Source organism: Microbacterium hanjuni (assembly GCF_043556395.1).
Lineage (GTDB): Bacteria > Actinomycetota > Actinomycetes > Actinomycetales > Microbacteriaceae > Microbacterium.
This window is the reverse complement of the sequence record NZ_JBIGIK010000001.1, coordinates 369,076-386,452: the sequence shown is the minus strand read 5'-3', so window position 1 is coordinate 386,452 and position 17,377 is coordinate 369,076. Positions and strand designations below refer to the sequence as shown.

Below are 17,377 nucleotides of genomic sequence, written 5' to 3'. Positions count from 1 at the left end.
GAGGTGCGGGTGAATCTCTCGTCCGAGCCCGACGACGCACCCGCCGCCTGGCGGGCACTGCTGCCGAGCGAGGACAGCGCCGAGCAGACGCCGCTCGCGCTCGGCATCGAGCTCCGGCAACGGGAGGCCCACGATCCTCGCCGGTGGGATCCGCGCAAGGTCGAGGCCGTCACTCCGAGGATGCTCGCGGCCGGTCAGCACGATCTTCAGCTCGCGGTGCGCCCGCTGATCCGCGGGGCGCGGGGTGAGTGGATCAAGGGCGACGTCTCGTGGGATGCCGTTCGCCGATCGCCTGGGCGGTTCGGGGTGCACCCCACCCGCTGGTTCGCCGAGCTGTTCGCGATCGTGCGGCCGTCGGCCACCGTCGGCGTCTTCTCCTCCGTCTCGGAGTGGATCACCCTGGACGCGGCGAGCGCCTCCTCCCACCTCTGGGCTCACCTGCGCGCCGCGGACCGGCTCGGCATCCCGCTCGTCGCCCCCCATCCTCAGCAGTCCGTGGCCGTGGCGGCGCAGGCCGACGTCGGCATCGTCGTCGCCCCGGCGAGCCACGACGCGCTGCGCGTGGCCGCGCGCGTGCGCGTGGACGGTGTCGACATCGACCCCGCCCACGTTCGCCCGCTCGGCCGCTCCGGTCTGTTCGCCTTCACCGTCGACGGCGACCCGGTGCGGATGACGATCGCCGCTGCCACGCTCGATGACGCCGTCGTGACTCTGCTGGAGACCCCCGACGGAATCGTCGTTCCTTCGAGCGACGTGGCGGCCTTCCTCCGCGAGGCCTATCCGCGCCTCGCACGGCGCGCGAACGTCACGACCCTGGGTGGGCTCCGTCCGCCGACGGCGCTTCACCCCACGCTCCGCCTGACGGTGGCCTTCCGCGGAGATGCGGTCACCGTCGCGCAGGCATGGAGTTATCCGGGTCTCGCCCCCTTCGCCGACGACACGAGGCACCCCGACCGTGACGCATCCGCCGAAGGCCGCCTGAGCGCCCGGGTCTCGGACGCGTGGGCGGAGGCCAGCGATCTGCCCTACGCCGTGAGCGGCGTGTTCCGCGACGCCGACGCCGCGGAGTTCTCGGCCAAGGTCCTGCCGGCGCTGCAGCTGATCCCGGACGTACGGGTCGAGATCACCGGGGATCGACCCGCCTACCGCGAACTGACCGGCGCGCCCGACGTCACCGTCACCGCGGTCGAGACCCACGATCCGGACTGGTTCGACCTCGGCGTCATCGTCTCGATCGACGGCAGAACCATTCCGCTCGGCCCCCTGCTGCGCGCCCTCACGCGCGGCGCTCGACGGATGAAGCTGTCCGACGGTGCCTACTTCGCTCTCGGGCACCCCTCGCTCGTGCGGTTGAAGGAACTCCTCGACGAGGCTGCTGGGCTCGACGAGTGGACGACCGACGCGCGGATCGGGCGCTACCAGAGCGCACTGTGGGCCGACTTCGAGGACCTCGCCGATCAGGCGCAACCCGCCCGAGCCTGGCGGGAGACCGTCGCCGGCTTGTCGGGCGCCGTCGAGGGCGGACCGCTCCCGGCAGGCCTCCGAGCCGATCTCCGGCCCTACCAGCGCAGCGGGTTCGACTGGCTGACCTTCCATTGGCGTCACCGCCTGGGCGGCATCCTGGCCGATGACATGGGCCTCGGCAAGACGCTGCAGGTGCTCACCCTGGTGGCGCACGCCCGGGAGGAGGGCGAGCAGCGCCCCTTCCTGGTCGTGGCGCCCACCTCGGTCCTGCCCACGTGGGCCGATGAGGCCGCGCGGTTCACGCCCGGACTCGTCGTGCGTACCCTCGGCGCGACGTCGGCCACCTCGGGGACGAACGTCACGGATGCTGCTGCCGGCGCCGATCTGGTCGTCACGAGTTATGCGGTCCTCCGCCTCGATGAAGCCGCGTTCGTCGCGGGGGAGTGGGCCGGGGTGATCCTCGACGAGGCGCAGTTCGTCAAGAACCCCCGGACGAAGCTGCACCGGGCGGTCAAGAACCTGCGCAGCGACGTCACCTTCGCCCTCACGGGCACACCACTGGAGAACGGACTGGCCGATCTGTGGGCACTGTTCAGCCTCACGGCGCCCGGACTCTTCCCGTCCGCCCGCCGCTTCCGCGACGAGTACGTCGGTCCGATCGAGAAGGGGCGCGTCCCGGAGAACCAGGAGGGCGGTCCCTACCGGGCCGCACGGCTCGCCCGCCTGCGCGATCGCATCCGCCCCTTCCTGCTGCGGCGCACGAAAGAACTCGTCGCATCGGAACTGCCGCCCAAGCAGGAGCAGGACATCCACATCGAGCTGAGTCCCGACCACCGTGCGCTCTACGACACGGTGCTGCAGCGCGAGCGGCAGAAAGTACTCGGCCTGATCGATGATCTCGATCGCAACCGGCTCATCGTGTTCCGTTCTCTCACCCTGCTGCGGCTGTTGAGCCTCGCTCCCGAGCTCGTCGACTCCCGCCATGCGTCGCTCGGTTCGAGCAAACTCGATGCTCTGCTCGCGCGGCTCAGTGAGGTCATCGCGGAGGGCCATCGCGCACTGGTGTTCAGCCAGTTCACCTCCTTCCTCGCGTTGGCGGCCGCCCGCCTCGACGCGGCCGGCATCGCCTACGCCTCGCTCGACGGCTCGACCGCCCGCAGGGGAGAGGTCATCGAGGGGTTCCGCTCGGGGGACGCCCCGGTGTTCCTCGTCAGCCTGAAAGCGGGTGGCTTCGGGCTCACGCTCACGGAGGCCGACTACGTCTTCGTGCTCGACCCGTGGTGGAACCCCGCCGCGGAGTCGCAGGCGATCGACCGCGCCCACCGGATCGGGCAGGACAAGCCGGTCTTCGTGTACCGCCTTCTCGCGGCGGGGACCATCGAGCAGAAGGTGCGGGCGCTGCAGGAGCGCAAAGCCCGGTTGTTCGACTCCGTGGTCGATGACGGCGACCTGTTCGCCCAGACGCTCACTGCCGACGACATCCGGGGAATCCTGGAGATCTGATCCGACCCGGCGCTCCCAGCGGTCGGTCGAGCGCCCTCGCGTAGAATCGTCGAGGTTCGAACGAAGGGCGACACATGCGGATCACGGGGCTCGGACACGCGGGAATGTTCATCGAGACGGCGGGCGGCAGCATCCTCTGCGACCCCGTCATCGGTCCGAGTTTCTTCGGATCGTGGTTTCCCTTCCCCGACAACCGCGGACTGGACTGGGAGCGCTTCGGCAAAGCCGATTTCCTCTACATCTCCCACCGCCACCGCGACCACCTCGACATCGCCCTGCTGCAGCGGTACGTGCCGCAGGACATCACCGTGCTGCTGCCGGATTACCCCACCGACGACCTCGAGCGCGACCTCCGTGCGGCGGGCTACGCGAACATCGTCTACACGCAGGCGGGCGTTCCCCTGCAGTACGGGGACCTCAAGCTCATGGTCACCCCGCTGCGGGCGCCCAGCGACGGTCCGATCGGCGACTCCTCGCTCAGCGTCGACGACGGCACCGCCAGCATCCTGAACCAGAACGATTCGCACCCGCTCGATCTCGAGACGTTGCTGTCCTTCAGCAAGCCCGAGGCGTACTTCACGCAGGTATCCGGCGCGATCTGGTGGCCGATGGTCTACGACCTGCCGCACGAGGCGAAGCAGAACTTCGCCCAGCTGAAGCGCGACGCGCAGAACAAGCGCGCGATGTACTACATCGAGAAGGTCGACGCGCCGCACGTGTTCCCGATGGCGGGACCGCCGATGTTCTTGCGCGAAGAGCTGTTCCGCTACAACGGCATGGGGCTCGAGAACGACGCGATCTTCACCGACCAGCGTCAGTTCCTCGAGCACATGGCCGAGGTGCGTCCCGAGCAGAACGGCTACCTGTTCCTCCCGGGCACCGAGGTGGACATCACCGACGGCGCGCTGAGCGTGACCCAGACCCTGTTCGACGAGGACGAGATCGAGCGGATCTTCGGCGACAAGTGGAACTACCTCGCCGAGCAGCGCGACACCCGTCAGGACGAGATCGCAGCCGAAGAGGCCTCGCGCGCCGAGGTGCTGCCGCCGGATGTGATGCTCGCCGAGCTCAAGGCCTGGTGGGAGCCGTTGCTGCGGCGTGGTCGCATCTTCCGCGAGGGCGTCGGCGGTCCGGTGCGCTACACGATCGGCGAGCTCGACATGGTGGTCGATTTCCCGAAGGCCAAGTTGCGCGAGTACGCCGGCGAAGAGGTCGAGTTCTGGTACACGATCCCGGCGGATCTGGTGTCGACGAACATCCGCGACCACGAGATCGACTGGTCGAACTCGATCTTCCTGTCCATGCAGTTCGCCACCGGGCGCAAGGGCAAGTTCAACGAGTTCATCTACACCTTCATGAAGTGCCTCTCGCGCGACCGGATCGAATACGTCGAGAACTGGTACGCCGAGCAGGCCGACGTGTCCGAGGACATCCGTCTGGACGATTGGGTCGTGCAGCGGCGTTGCCCGCACCTGCGCGCCGATCTGTCGAAGACCGGCAAGATCGAGGACGGCGTGCTCACGTGCAGCCTGCACGACTGGAAGTGGGACCTCACGAGCGGTAAGTGCCTGACCACGCAGGGTCACCCGATCCGCGCCACCGAGGCCGAACCGGCGACGACCGCCGCCTGACCCCGAGGCGTTCTTCATCGACCGCGCTGCGATGTGCCGGTCGGCGACGCTCGCATCGAATTCGGCAAATCGGTCGAACTCGGTGCGTGTTGACGATCACAGGCACCGAGTTCGGCCGATTCTCCGATTTCGCGCGGATGTGCACGAGCGCAGCGATGCGCCGGTCGGCGACGCTGGCATCGGGACTGGCGGGGCGACGGCCGCAGGCCGCCGCCGGGCATGCGTCACCGACCGGCGCATCGCGGAGCCGTAGCCCAGGTCGACTAGACTGAGGAAGAACCAGAGCAACCTTTAACCCCGTCCAGAGAGGCGGAGAAGGGAGCGGCGGATGAGCATGCGCACTGTGCTTCACGAGGCCGACATCGCCCGAGCCCTCACTCGGATCTCCCACGAGATCCTCGAGTCGAACAAGGGCCCCGATTCTCTCGTGGTGCTGGGCATCCCGACCCGGGGCGTGACTCTCGCGCATCGCATCGCGGCGCTCGTCGGCGAATTCAGCGGCACCGAGATCCCCGTCGGGGCGATCGACGTGACGATGTACCGCGACGACCTGCACCGCAACCCCACGCGCACGCCGCAGCCGACGCAGATTCCGCCCGGGGGCATCGACGGCAAGGTCGTCGTGCTCGTGGACGACGTGCTGTTCTCCGGTCGCAGCATCCGCGCCGCCCTCGATGCCCTGCAGGCGATCGGTCGGCCCTCGGCGGTGCGCCTCGCGATCCTCGTCGACCGCGGCCACCGCGAGCTGCCGATCCGGCCGGACTTCGTCGGCAAGAACCTGCCCAGCGCGCGCGATGAGCGCGTCAATGTGCGCCTCGCCGAGACCGACGGTCTCGAGGAAGTGACGATCGGCGCATGAGGAACCTGCTGGACACTCAGACCCTGAGCCGCGAAGAGGCTCTCCGCATCCTCGATGTCGCCGAGGACATGGCCGACACCCAGCGCCGCGAGGTCAAGAAGCTGCCGACCCTGCGCGGCAAGACCGTCGTGAACCTGTTCTTCGAGGACTCCACGCGCACGCGCATCTCGTTCGAAGCAGCGGCGAAGCGGCTCTCGGCCGACGTCATCAACTTCTCGGCGAAGGGCTCCAGCGTCTCCAAGGGCGAATCCCTGCAGGACACCGCCCAGACGCTGCAGGCCATGGGGGCGGATGCTGTCGTCATCCGCCACGGTGCCTCCGGCGCGCCGCGCACGCTCGCCACGAGCGGGTGGATCACCGCGGGCGTGATCAACGCCGGAGACGGTACGCACGAGCATCCGACTCAGGCCCTCCTGGACGCCTTCACCATCCGCAAGCGGCGCTTCGGGGACGACAGCCGCGGGCGCGACCTCGCCGGGGTGTCGGTCACGATCGTCGGGGACGTGCTGCACTCCCGGGTCGCCCGTTCGAACGTCTGGCTGCTCACCACGCTCGGCGCTTCGGTGACGCTGGTGGCGCCCCCCACCCTGGTGCCGAACGACGTTTCGGGGTGGCCCGCGACCATCGAGTACGACCTCGACGCGGCGATCGCCGCCCGTCCCGATGCTCTGATGATGCTGCGCATCCAGCTGGAACGCATGAATGCCGCGTATTTCCCGACTGAACGGGAGTATTCCCGGCGGTGGGGGCTGGATGCGCGGCGTGCGGCGGCCCTCGCGGACGGTAGCATCGTTCTACACCCGGGCCCGATGAACCGGGGTCTGGAAATCTCCGCCGAAGCCGCCGATTCGCCGCGCTCGACCGTGCTCGAGCAGGTGGCGAACGGCGTGTCGGTGCGGATGGCCGTGCTGTACCTGCTGCTGGCGGGCGAGCGCACCGAGAGCGAGAGGGAAGACGCACGATGACTCTTCGCGATACCCCCTCGGGCGAGCAGACTCGAGCCCTCCTCATCCGGGGAGCCCGCATCGAAGGCGGCTCCGTCGCCGACCTCGTCATCGAGGGCGACACGATCGTCGAGGTGGGTACGGGTCTGTCCCGTGCCGGCGCCACGGTGATCGACGCGGACGGCCTGATCGCCCTCCCCGGCCTCGTCGATCTGCACACCCATCTTCGCGAGCCCGGCTTCGAAGCCTCCGAGACGATCCTCACCGGCTCCCGCGCTGCCGCCGCCGGTGGCTTCACCACCGTGTTCGCGATGCCCAACACCTCACCGGTCGCAGACACCGCCGGCGTCGTCGAGCAGGAACTCGCCCTCGGCGAGGCCGCGGGCTACGTCACGGTGCAGCCGATCGGCGCGGTGACGGTGGGTCAGAAGGGCGAGCGTCTCGCCGAACTCGGCGCGATGGCCGATTCGCGGGCTCGCGTGCGGGTCTTCAGCGACGACGGCTTCTGCGTCTGGGATCCGCTGATCATGCGCCGCGCTCTCGAATACGTGAAGGCGTTCGACGGAGTGATCGCGCAGCACGCGCAGGACCCGCGCCTGACCGAGGGCGCCCAGATGAACGAGGGTGCCGTGTCGGCCGAACTCGGCCTCGCCGGCTGGCCGGCGGTCGCGGAGGAGTCGATCATCGCTCGCGACGTGCTGCTGGCCGAACACGTCGGTTCGCGCCTGCACGTCTGCCACCTGTCCACCGCCGGCTCGGTCGACATCATCCGGTGGGCCAAGAAGCGGGGGATCGCGGTCACCGCCGAGGTCACCCCGCACCACCTGCTGCTCACCGATGAGCTCGCCCGCGGTTACGACGCGCGCTTCAAGGTGAACCCGCCGCTGCGCCGTGAGGAAGACGTGCAGGCGGTGCGCGAGGGCCTCGCCGACGGCACGATCGACATCGTCGCCACCGACCACGCCCCGCACCCCATCGAGGCCAAGGCGAGCGAATGGCAGGCGGCCGCCAACGGCATGGTCGGGCTGGAAAGCGCGCTGCGCGTCGTACAGCAGGCCATGATCGACACCGGGCTGTTGACCTTCGCCGACGTCGCACGGGTGCTCTCGCGCACCCCGGCGCGGATCGGGCGGCTCGCCGGGGCGGGCACGCCCCTCACGGTGGGTCACCCCGCGAGCCTCACGCTGTACGACCCGCGACCGGCCCGGCCGTTCACGAAGGCCGACCTCCACGGTCGCAGCACGAACTCGCCCTACCTCGGTCGCGAGCTGCCCGGTGAGGTGCGCTGGACCGTCTCGCGCGGTCGGGTGAGCGTCGCCGACGGGATGCTGCGCGATGACCCGGGAGCAGCACTGTGAGCCGCGATGAGGTGCTCGCCATCCTGGTGGCCGTCGCCGTCGTGTGCCTCGGACTGCTCGCCCTGTCGTGGTGGCGTCGTCGTCGCCGTGACGCGGGCCTGGCCGCTCCGGTGGGAGAGCTGCCGGCCGGCGCCCGCGTGCTCTCGACGTTCCCCGGCCTCTACGTCGCCACCACGAAGCACGACGCACCGCTCGAGCGCCTCGCCATCCGCGGCCTGGGTTTCCGCTCCCGGGTCGAGGTGATCGTCACCGACGCGGGCGTCGCGCTCGACCTTCCCGGCCAGCCCCGCCTCGTGATCGGGCGCGACCGCCTCATCGACGCCGCACAGGCGACCGTCGCGATCGATCGCGTGGTCGAGCGCGACGGGATGGCACGTCTCACCTGGCAGATCGATGACGACACCGTCGTCGACAGTTACTTCCGTCCGCAGGAAGCGTCGGCTCTCGCCCTTGCCGACGCCGTCCGCCCCCTTCTCCCGACAGGAGAGAACGCATGAACCCTCTGATCGCCGCCGAGCCCGCCGTCCTGGTGCTCGAAGACGGCACCCGCCACGTCGGGCGCGCTTACGGTGCGCTCGGCACGACCCTCGGTGAAGTCGTCTTCGCCACCGGCATGACCGGCTATCAGGAGACGCTGACCGATCCCTCCTACGCCGGCCAGATCGTGCTGCAGACCGCGCCGCACATCGGCAACACCGGCATGAACTCCGAAGACCGCGAATCGCGGCGCATCTGGGTCTCCGGCTACGTGGTGCGCGACCCCGCCCGCATCGTGTCGAACTGGCGCTCCGAAGAATCGCTCGACGACGCCCTCGAGAACGACGGGGTGGTGGGAATCAGCGGTGTCGACACGCGCGCCCTGACCCGTCGCATCCGCTCCGTCGGCTCGATGCGCGGCGGCATCTTCTCCGGGGAGGCCGCGGGCATCGACCCCGAGGAGCAGGAGCGGATCGTGCGCGAGGCGCCCGAGATGTCGGGCCGCAACCTCTCCGCCGAGGTCTCGGTCGCCCGCCAGGAAGTGACCCCGGCGACGGGGGAGCGCATCGGTGCCCTCGCGGTGCTCGACCTGGGCGTCAAGCAGGCCACGATCATCAACCTCGCCGCTCGCGGCTTCGACGTGCACGTCCTCCCGCAGGACGCCTCGATCGAGGACATCCGCGCGATCGACCCGGTCGCGGTGTTCTACTCGAACGGTCCGGGCGACCCCGCAGCATCCGGCGATCACGTCGAGCTGCTGCGCGCGGTGCTCGATGACCGTCTGCCGTTCTTCGGGATCTGCTTCGGAAACCAGCTGCTCGGACGCGCCCTCGGCCTCGGCACCTACAAGCTGCCCTTCGGGCATCGCGGCATCAACCAGCCCGTGCTCGACAAGACCACGGGTCGGGTCGAGATCACCGCTCACAACCACGGCTTCGCCGTCGATGCCCCGCTCGAGGGCAGCTTCGACAGCCCGCAGGGCTACGGCCGGGTCGAAGTCAGCCACGTCGGCCTCAACGACCAGGTCGTCGAGGGCCTCCGCGCGCTCGACATCCCCGCCTTCAGCGTGCAGTACCACCCCGAAGCCGCCGCCGGCCCCCACGATGCCAACTATCTCTTCGACCGGTTCCGAGACATGGTGCTGGCGGACGCTTCGTCTCGCTCCGCTCGCTCAGCGACCGGGGTGAGCGCTCGCTCAGCGACCGACACCTCGGCGACCGACAACCCCGCGACCGACGATCTGGAAAACAACTGATGCCCAAGCGCCAAGACATCAACTCCGTCCTCGTCATCGGCTCGGGCCCGATCGTCATCGGCCAGGCTGCCGAGTTCGACTACTCCGGCACCCAGGCCTGCCGTGTACTGCGCGAGGAAGGGGTGCGAGTCATCCTCGTGAACCCCAACCCCGCCACGATCATGACCGACCCCGATTTCGCCGACGCGACGTACATCGAGCCCATCACCCCCGAGGTGATCGAAACGATCCTGCTGAAGGAGCGGCCGGACGCGATCCTCCCGACCCTGGGCGGGCAGACGGCGCTCAATGCCGCGATGGCGCTGCACGACCGCGGCATCCTCGAGAAGTACAACGTCGAGCTGATCGGCGCGAAGGTCGACGCGATCCGCAAGGGCGAGGACCGCCAGGTCTTCAAGGAGCTCGTGCTCGAGTGCGGCGCCGACGTGGCCGCCAGCCGGATCACCCGCTCCATGGACGAGGTGCTCGCCGCCGCCGAGGAGCTCGGCTACCCCCTCGTGGTGCGCCCCTCCTTCACGATGGGCGGGCTCGGTTCGGGCTTCGCGTACGACGAGAACGATTTGCGTCGCATCGCCGGTGCGGGTCTTCACGACTCCCCGACGAACGAGGTGCTGCTCGAGGAATCGATCCTCGGGTGGAAGGAGTACGAGCTCGAGCTGATGCGCGACACGGCCGACAACACCGTGGTCGTGTGCTCGATCGAGAACGTCGATCCGGTCGGGGTGCACACCGGTGATTCCATCACCGTCGCCCCGGCGCTCACCCTCACCGACCGCGAGTACCAGAAGCTGCGCGACATCAGCATCGACATCATCCGCGCGGTGGGCGTCGACACCGGTGGCTGCAACATCCAGTTCGCGGTCGACCCCGCGACCGGGCGCATCATCGTGATCGAGATGAACCCCCGCGTTTCCCGCTCCTCCGCCCTGGCGTCCAAGGCCACCGGCTTCCCGATCGCGAAGATCGCCGCGAAGCTGGCCATCGGCTACCGCCTCGACGAGATCCCCAACGACATCACGAAGGTGACGCCGGCGAGCTTCGAGCCGACCCTCGACTACGTCGTGGTCAAGGTGCCGCGGTTCAACTTCGAGAAGTTCCCCGCCGCCGACACGACGCTCACGACCACGATGAAATCGGTCGGCGAGGCGATGGCGATCGGGCGCAACTACACGACGGCGCTGCAGAAGGCCCTGCGATCGCTCGAGAAGCGCGGGTCGAGCTTCCACTGGGGCGAGGAGTCGCGCACGCTCGACGAGCTGCTCGCCGTCGCCGCCGTGCCCACCGACGGCCGGATCGTCGTCGTGCAGCAGGCGCTTCGCAAGGGAGCCACCGTCGCGCAGCTGTTCGAATCGACCGGCATCGACCCGTGGTTCCTCGACCAGATGCTGCTCATCGAGGAGGTCGCCGACTCGGTCCGTTCCGCCCGCGAGCTCGATGCCAGCATCCTGCGTCTCGCGAAGGAGCACGGCTTCAGCGACGCGCAGATCGCCCAGCTGCGCGGGCTCGACGAGGCCGAAGTGCGCGGAGTGCGCCACGGTCTCGGCATCCGCCCCGTCTACAAGACGGTGGACACGTGCGCGGGGGAATTCCCGGCGCTGACGCCCTACCACTACTCGAGCTACGACTTCGAGACCGAGATCACGCCGTCGGACCGCACGAAGGTCGTCATCATCGGCTCGGGTCCGAACCGCATCGGCCAGGGCGTCGAGTTCGACTACTCGTGCGTGCACGCCTCGTTCGCCCTGTCGGCCGCCGGCTACGAGACGATCATGGTCAACTGCAATCCCGAGACCGTCTCGACCGACTACGACACGTCCGATCGGCTCTACTTCGAGCCGCTCACGCTCGAGGACGTGCTGGAGATCCTCCACGCCGAGTCGGCCTCGGGGGAGATCCTCGGGGTCGTCTGCCAGCTCGGCGGTCAGACGCCGCTCGGACTCGCGAAGGGGATCGAAGCGGCGGGGTACCGGGTGCTCGGCACCTCGCCCGAGGCGATCGACCTCGCCGAGGAGCGCGGGCTGTTCAGCGGCATCCTCGACACCGCCGGTCTCATCGCCCCCCGCCACGGCACGGCGATCGACGTCGACGGCGCGGTGACGGTGGCCGAGGACATCGGCTACCCGGTGCTCGTCCGCCCCAGCTTCGTGCTCGGCGGTCGCGGCATGGAGATCGTCTACGACACCGACAGCCTGCGCGACTACTTCGTGCGCGTCGCCGACCAGGCGATCATCGGGCCCGGGCTGCCGCTGCTGGTGGACCGCTTCCTCGACGACGCGATCGAGATCGACGTCGACGCGTTGTTCGACGGCGAGGAGCTCTACATCGGCGGCGTCATGGAGCACCTCGAGGAAGCCGGCATCCACTCCGGCGACTCCAGCTGCACCCTCCCGCCGATCTCGCTCGGCCGGACGGACATCGACCGGGTGCGCGACGCGACGCTCGAGATCGCCCGGGGCGTCGGGGTGCGCGGTCTGCTGAACGTGCAGTTCGCCATCTCGGCCGGCGTGCTCTACGTGATCGAGGCGAACCCCCGCGCCAGCCGCACGGTGCCGTTCGTGTCGAAAGCCCTCGGCATCCCGCTCGCGAAGGCGGCGAGCCGGATCATGGTGGGCACCACCATCGCCGAGCTCAAGGCCGAGGGACTGCTGCCCCCCGTCGACGGTTCGCGGATCCCGCTGGACGCACCGGTGGCCGTGAAGGAGGCGGTACTGCCGTTCAAGCGGTTCCGCACGAAGGACGGTCAGATCGTGGATTCGGTCCTCGGCCCCGAGATGCGCTCCACCGGCGAGGTGATGGGCATCGACCGCGACTTCCCGACCGCGTTCGCGAAGAGCCAGGAGGCGGCCTACGGCGGCATGCCGCTGTCGGGAACGGTGTTCATCTCCGTCGCCGACGCCGACAAGCGCGCCGTGATCCTGCCGGCCCACCGGCTGCAGGAACTCGGCTTCACACTCGTCGCGACCGAGGGCACGGCCGAGATCCTGGCCCGCAACGGCATCCGCGTGCGCGTGGTCAACAAGTACTCCGCGACCCAGGAGTCGGGGGAGACGAACATCGTCGACCTGATCAACGCGGGGGAGATCGACATCATCGTGAACACGCCCAGCGGAGGCCTCGCCCGCGCTGACGGGTACGAGATCCGCGCGGCCGCGGTTGCAGCCGACAAGGCCCTGTTCACCACGATGGCCGTCCTCGGTGCCGCGGTCAGCGCGCTCGGGGTGCTCGGCCAGGGCTTCTCGGTGCGGAGCCTCCAGGAGTACGCCGCGGACAGAGCGGCGCGCTCATGACCTTCGGAGAGCGTCTGCGTCAGGCGATCGCCGAACGCGGTCGCCTGTGCGTCGGCATCGACCCCCACGAGAGCGTGCTCGACGGGTGGGAGTTGGATGCTTCGGCGTCGGGTGCACGCGAGTTCGGGCTGCGCGTCGTGCACGCGGCCGCGGGACGCGTCGCGGTCGTCAAGCCGCAGGTCGCCTTCTTCGAACGGTGGGGAGCGGCCGGTTTCGTCGCCCTCGAAGACGTGATCGCCGCAGCGCGGGCGGCGGGACTGCTCGTCATCGCCGACGCGAAGCGCGGCGACATCGGCTCGACGATGGACGCCTACGCCCGCGGGTGGTTCACCCCCGGTGCGCCGCTCGAGGTCGATGCGATCACCGTGAACCCCTACCTGGGCGTCGGCGCTCTCCACGGCACCTTCTCGCTCGCCCTCGAACACGACAAGGGTGTGTTCGTGCTCGCCGCGACGAGCAACTCCGAAGCCGAGGTCATCCAGCGCGCCACGGCCGGGACGCGCACCGTCGCAGGCGTGGTCGCCGAGGACGTGCGGGCCTTCAACGAGCGAACGACCGCGCCGGGCGAGTGGGCCGGCGTCGGGCTCGTCGTCGGTGCGACCGTCGACCTCGAACGCGCAGGGATCGACGAGCGGATGCTGCCGACGGCCCCCATCCTCGCCCCGGGGTTCGGGGCCCAGGGCGCGCGCCTCGCCGACTACCGTTCCCTCTTCGGCCCCCTTGCTCCCGCCGTCCTGGCGAACGAGAGCCGCGGCATCGTGCTCGGCGGGGCGAAAGAGCTCGTCGCCCGTATCGACTCCCGCCAGGCGGAGCTTCGCGAGGCCGACCGTGGCTGAAGGACAGCGACCTCCCGAGGTCGACCGGGTCGCAGCATCCCGTCGCGCCGTCGCGGCACGCCGCGCACGCGCGGCCCTCAAGCGCGACGTGGCGATGCGTGTCATCAGCCCGCAGGAGCTGCTGCGTCGCGCCCTCGCCGACCCCGAATCGGCGGCCGGCGCGATGCGAGTGACCGACTTCCTGACCGCGATCCCCGCGATCGGGGAGGGCAAGCGCGACCGCATCCTCGCGCAGCTCGCCATCTCGCCCGTGAAGCGACTCGGCGGCCTCGGCGCCCGGCAGCGGCGCGCCCTTGCGGGGTTCCTCGACGAACGGTGGCCGGAGCCCGGGCCGCGGTCGGGGCGATCCCGCCTGGTCGTGCTCGCAGGGCCCACAGCCGTCGGCAAGGGCACGGTCGCCGCGGAGATCAAGGCGAACTACCCCGATATCCACCTGTCGGTGTCGGCGACGACCCGGCCGCCGCGCCCCGGTGAGGTCGACGGCGAGCACTACTACTTCGTGGACGACGCCGAGTTCGACCGGCTCATCGCGACGGACGCGCTGCTCGAGCACGCGACCGTGCACAACAAATACCGCTACGGCACCCCGCGCGAGCCCATCGACCGTGTTCTCGGTGAGGGCGGCACGGCGCTGCTGGAGATCGACCTGCAGGGCGCCCGCCAGGTGCGGCGCGCCGAGCCGAGCGCCACGCTCGTGTTCCTGCTGCCGCCGAGCTGGGACGAGCTCGTGCACCGCCTCATCGGACGCGGAACCGAGGATGCCGAGGAGCGCGCCCGCCGCTTGCGCACAGCTCGAGCCGAGCTCGCCGCGCAGCACGAGTTCGACTACCGCGTGGTGAACGAAGACGTCGCGACCGCCGCGCGCGACGTGGTCGCCGCCGCCGCCCGCTGAGCCTTCGTCGGCCTCGCGGGCTCTCGCGGCGGCTCGAGAAACCGCGATCGGCCGAGAAACGCCGCCTGGCCGGGTTTCTCAGCCCGATCGTGATTTCTCAGGCCTCGTCGACGTCGACGAGCCACCCCTCGACCCTGCGGGACCGCCTCTCGGGCGGATGCTCGTCGGCGGCCTGCCGCGCGGCCGGAGTGGCCTCGGCATCGGCGGTGGCAAGCCGCACGCCCTTCGCCGGCAGCAGCACGGTCGATCCGGGCACCGGCACCTCCTCCATCACGTAGCGCGAGGGTCGTGAGCCGACGAAGGCACCGTTGCCGAGCTTGCGCCCGACGAAAGGCCACTCCTCACCCTCGGGAGGCAGGACGGCATCGGGCGGCGCGCCGTGGCCGGGACGCCGCAGCGACGTCCGCTCGACGACGTCGTGGGCGACCTCGTGCACCGCGACCACGCGGCCCCGCAGCCGGTCGGACGACTCGTGGTCGTGGTGGGACTCGATCGCGTCGACCGTCGCCGCGAGAGTCGGTCCCAGGAGCGATGCGACCACAGCATCCTGTTCCCGGGTCCGGATGGTGAACTCGACGTCGTCGCCGACCTCGAAGCCGCCGCCGCAGCACGCCCATTCCCATCTCGTCAGCCACACGCGCGTCATGCGGCCCACGCTAAACCCACCCGGCCAGCCCCTCCGTGACCGCACAACTTCGGAGGTTTTCCCCGCCCCTGCCGCGATCGCCCCGCCGGCGTCGGCGTGTCGCCCCAGAGTTCCGAAGTTGTGCAGGGGCGAGGAGAGGGGAGCGGATGCGGCCACCCGGCCGCCCCCGGACCGCACAACTTCGGAGGTTCCACCCCGCCCGGCCGGAATGGCCCCGCCGGCGTCGGCGTGTCGCCCCAGAGTTCCGAAGTTGTGCCGGGCGTCGAGGGGCAGGCGGATGCTGCCACCCCGCCTCCCGGACGGCACAACTTCGGAGGTTCCACCCCGCCCGGCCGGGATGGCCCTGCCAGCACCGGCGTGGCGCGCAAGAGTTCCGAAGTTGTGCAGGGGCGAGGAGAGGGGAGCGGATGCTGCCGCCCCGCCTCCCCGGACCGCACAACTTCGGAGGTTCCACCCTCACCGGCCGGGATGGCCCTGCTGGCGTGGGCGTGTCGCCCAAGAGTTCCGAAGTTGTGCAGGGACCAAAGAGAGGGGACGGATGCTGCGGAACGCCCGCGTTCAGCGCTCTCGCCGTGGACGTCGTACACTAGAAGGATGCCGCCGCTTTCGCGTGCCCGGCAGACCGCTTTCGTCCACCCAACCAGGAGGTTCCTATGCCGACTCGTAACAAGGGCATCATCGACCCGCCCATCGACAGCCTCCTCGAGAAGGTCGACTCGAAGTACCAGCTCGTCATCTACGCATCCAAGCGTGCGCGTCAGATCAACGACTACTACTCCGACCTGCACGAGGGCAACCTCTTCGACAACGTCGGCCCGCTGGTCGACTCCACCGTCGAGGACAAGCCGCTGACCATCGCGCTTCACGAGATCCACGAGGACAAGCTGCGCCTTCGTCCCCTCGAGTGATCGAGGTCATCTCCCGCCTCGCGGCGGGAGATGACAGGCCCCGGCCGGCGTGTCCGCCGTCCGGGGCATACTTATGCCACCCGCAGACCCGAGCAGGAGTACCGATGACCGAGCTGAGGCTCTTCACCTCCGAATCCGTGACCGAGGGGCACCCCGACAAGATCTGCGACCAGATCTCGGACAGCATCCTCGACGCGATCCTGAGCGAAGACCCGTACGGCCGCGTCGCCGTCGAAACGCTCGTCACCACCGGGCTCGTGCACGTCGCGGGCGAGGTGTCCACCAGCGCCTACGTCGAGATCCCCGCGATCGTGCGCGAGGTCGTCAACCGCATCGGGTACACCTCGAGCGACACCGGCTTCGACGGTGAGTCGTGCGGGGTCAGCGTGTCGATCGGCGCACAGTCCTCCGACATCGCCTCGGGCGTCAACCGCGCCTTCGAGCAGCGCGAGCGCGGCTCGATCGACCCCCGCGACGAACAGGGTGCGGGCGACCAGGGCATCATGTTCGGCTACGCCACGACGGAGACCCCCCAGCTCATGCCGATGGCCAGCTGGACCGCGCACCGCATGGCCGAGCGCCTCGCCGCCGTGCGCCGCGACGGTCGGCTGCCGTTCCTGCGTCCCGACGGCAAGACGCAGGTGACACTCGGCTACGACGGTCAGGTGCCGAAGACGGTCGAATCCGTCGTGCTCTCCACGCAGCACCACCCCGACATCTCGCAGGAAGAACTGCGCGCCCGGGTCCAGGCCGAGATCATCGACCCCGTGCTCGCGCAGACCGGCCTCGACCTGCCCGACGTGAAGTACTACATCAACCCCGCCGGCCCCTTCGTCGTCGGCGGCCCGAAGGGCGACGCCGGCCTCACCGGCCGCAAGATCATCATCGACACCTACGGTGGCGCCTCCCGCCACGGTGGCGGGGCGTTCAGCGGCAAAGACCCCTCGAAGGTCGACCGCTCCGCCGCGTACGCGATGCGGTGGGTGGCCAAGAACGCCGTCGCCGCCGGTCTCGCCGACCGACTCGAGCTGCAGATCGCCTACGCGATCGGCAAGGCGCAGCCCGTCGGACTCTACGTCGAGAGCTTCGGCACAGGTCACGTCTCCGACGACGTCATCACCCGCGCGATCCTCGACGTGTTCGACCTCCGCCCCCGCGCGATCATCGAACAACTCGACCTGCTGCGCCCGATCTACGCGCAGACCGCCGCGTACGGGCACTTCGGCCGCGAGCTCCCCGACTTCACGTGGGAACGCACCGACCGGGTCGAGGAGCTGCGCGCGGCCGCCGGTCTGTGACGTGGGGGAGCCCAGCGCT

General features: G+C 69.7%; 12 protein-coding genes and 1 pseudogene. 12 read left to right on the top strand and 1 reads right to left on the bottom strand.

Features of this window, described 5'->3' with window-relative positions:
* Window positions 1–9: 9 nt before the first annotated feature.
* From ACFXP5_RS02010 to gmk, 10 genes and pseudogenes are all read left to right on the top strand, one after another.
* Window positions 10–2,967, top strand: a complete 2,958-nt coding sequence (locus tag ACFXP5_RS02010; RefSeq protein WP_394543308.1) for a DEAD/DEAH box helicase — start codon at window positions 10–12, stop codon at window positions 2,965–2,967.
* Window positions 2,968–3,041: 74 nt separating this feature from the next.
* Complete coding sequence (locus ACFXP5_RS02005) at window positions 3,042–4,598, top strand: Rieske 2Fe-2S domain-containing protein (protein ID WP_394543307.1); 1,557 nt, start codon at window positions 3,042–3,044, stop codon at window positions 4,596–4,598.
* A 325-nt stretch (window positions 4,599–4,923) separates the two neighbouring features.
* Window positions 4,924–5,457: pseudogene (pyrR, locus tag ACFXP5_RS02000) on the top strand (bifunctional pyr operon transcriptional regulator/uracil phosphoribosyltransferase PyrR); the annotation flags it as partial.
* Window positions 5,454–6,422, top strand: a complete 969-nt coding sequence (locus ACFXP5_RS01995; RefSeq protein WP_394543306.1) for an aspartate carbamoyltransferase catalytic subunit — start codon at window positions 5,454–5,456, stop codon at window positions 6,420–6,422. The pseudogene pyrR and the gene ACFXP5_RS01995, both read left to right, overlap by 4 nt.
* The gene (locus ACFXP5_RS01990) at window positions 6,419–7,759 is read left to right on the top strand and encodes a dihydroorotase (RefSeq protein WP_394543304.1); all 1,341 of its coding nucleotides are present in this window, start codon (window positions 6,419–6,421) and stop codon (window positions 7,757–7,759) included. The genes ACFXP5_RS01995 and ACFXP5_RS01990 overlap by 4 nt, the downstream gene beginning before the upstream one ends.
* Window positions 7,756–8,256 carry a PH-like domain-containing protein gene (locus ACFXP5_RS01985; RefSeq protein WP_394543303.1) on the top strand — a complete coding sequence of 167 codons (501 nt, stop codon included), beginning with the start codon at window positions 7,756–7,758 and terminating at the stop codon, window positions 8,254–8,256. Before ACFXP5_RS01990 ends, ACFXP5_RS01985 begins: the two co-directional genes overlap by 4 nt.
* Window positions 8,253–9,491 (top strand): glutamine-hydrolyzing carbamoyl-phosphate synthase small subunit, encoded by a 1,239-nt coding sequence (gene carA, locus ACFXP5_RS01980; protein ID WP_394543302.1) that lies wholly within the window; start codon window positions 8,253–8,255, stop codon window positions 9,489–9,491. The genes ACFXP5_RS01985 and carA overlap by 4 nt, the downstream gene beginning before the upstream one ends.
* Entirely contained in the window at window positions 9,491–12,778 is a 3,288-nt protein-coding gene (carB, locus tag ACFXP5_RS01975) for a carbamoyl-phosphate synthase large subunit (protein ID WP_394526542.1), read from the top strand. Before carA ends, carB begins: the two co-directional genes overlap by 1 nt.
* Complete coding sequence (gene pyrF / locus ACFXP5_RS01970; protein ID WP_394543300.1) at window positions 12,775–13,614, top strand: orotidine-5'-phosphate decarboxylase; 840 nt, start codon at window positions 12,775–12,777, stop codon at window positions 13,612–13,614. Before carB ends, pyrF begins: the two co-directional genes overlap by 4 nt.
* Complete coding sequence (gene gmk / locus ACFXP5_RS01965) at window positions 13,607–14,506, top strand: guanylate kinase (protein WP_394543299.1); 900 nt, start codon at window positions 13,607–13,609, stop codon at window positions 14,504–14,506. Before pyrF ends, gmk begins: the two co-directional genes overlap by 8 nt.
* Before the next feature lie 97 nt (window positions 14,507–14,603).
* Here gmk and ACFXP5_RS01960 read toward each other — a convergent pair whose 3' ends face one another.
* The gene (locus ACFXP5_RS01960; protein ID WP_394543298.1) at window positions 14,604–15,152 is read right to left on the bottom strand and encodes a DUF6578 domain-containing protein; all 549 of its coding nucleotides are present in this window, start codon (window positions 15,150–15,152) and stop codon (window positions 14,604–14,606) included.
* Between the two features lie 653 nt (window positions 15,153–15,805).
* On the opposite strand from ACFXP5_RS01960, the gene rpoZ reads away from it, so the two are divergent.
* Both rpoZ and metK read left to right on the top strand, forming a co-directional pair.
* Window positions 15,806–16,060 (top strand): DNA-directed RNA polymerase subunit omega, encoded by a 255-nt coding sequence (rpoZ, locus tag ACFXP5_RS01955; protein WP_394526535.1) that lies wholly within the window; start codon window positions 15,806–15,808, stop codon window positions 16,058–16,060.
* A 104-nt stretch (window positions 16,061–16,164) separates the two neighbouring features.
* Window positions 16,165–17,358 (top strand): methionine adenosyltransferase, encoded by a 1,194-nt coding sequence (gene metK, locus ACFXP5_RS01950; protein ID WP_394526533.1) that lies wholly within the window; start codon window positions 16,165–16,167, stop codon window positions 17,356–17,358.
* The last annotated feature ends 19 nt before the right edge of the window (window positions 17,359–17,377 follow it).

Coding starts and splice junctions, on each gene's coding strand:
- ACFXP5_RS02005 (WP_394543307.1), top strand. CDS start 3,042: ATGCGGATCACGGGGCTCGGACACGCGGGAATGTTCATCGAGACGGCG.
- ACFXP5_RS01995 (WP_394543306.1), top strand. CDS start 5,454: ATGAGGAACCTGCTGGACACTCAGACCCTGAGCCGCGAAGAGGCTCTC.
- ACFXP5_RS01990 (WP_394543304.1), top strand. CDS start 6,419: ATGACTCTTCGCGATACCCCCTCGGGCGAGCAGACTCGAGCCCTCCTC.
- carA (WP_394543302.1), top strand. CDS start 8,253: ATGAACCCTCTGATCGCCGCCGAGCCCGCCGTCCTGGTGCTCGAAGAC.
- carB (WP_394526542.1), top strand. CDS start 9,491: ATGCCCAAGCGCCAAGACATCAACTCCGTCCTCGTCATCGGCTCGGGC.
- pyrF (WP_394543300.1), top strand. CDS start 12,775: ATGACCTTCGGAGAGCGTCTGCGTCAGGCGATCGCCGAACGCGGTCGC.
- ACFXP5_RS01960 (WP_394543298.1), bottom strand. CDS start 15,152: ATGACGCGCGTGTGGCTGACGAGATGGGAATGGGCGTGCTGCGGCGGC.
- rpoZ (WP_394526535.1), top strand. CDS start 15,806: ATGCCGACTCGTAACAAGGGCATCATCGACCCGCCCATCGACAGCCTC.
- metK (WP_394526533.1), top strand. CDS start 16,165: ATGACCGAGCTGAGGCTCTTCACCTCCGAATCCGTGACCGAGGGGCAC.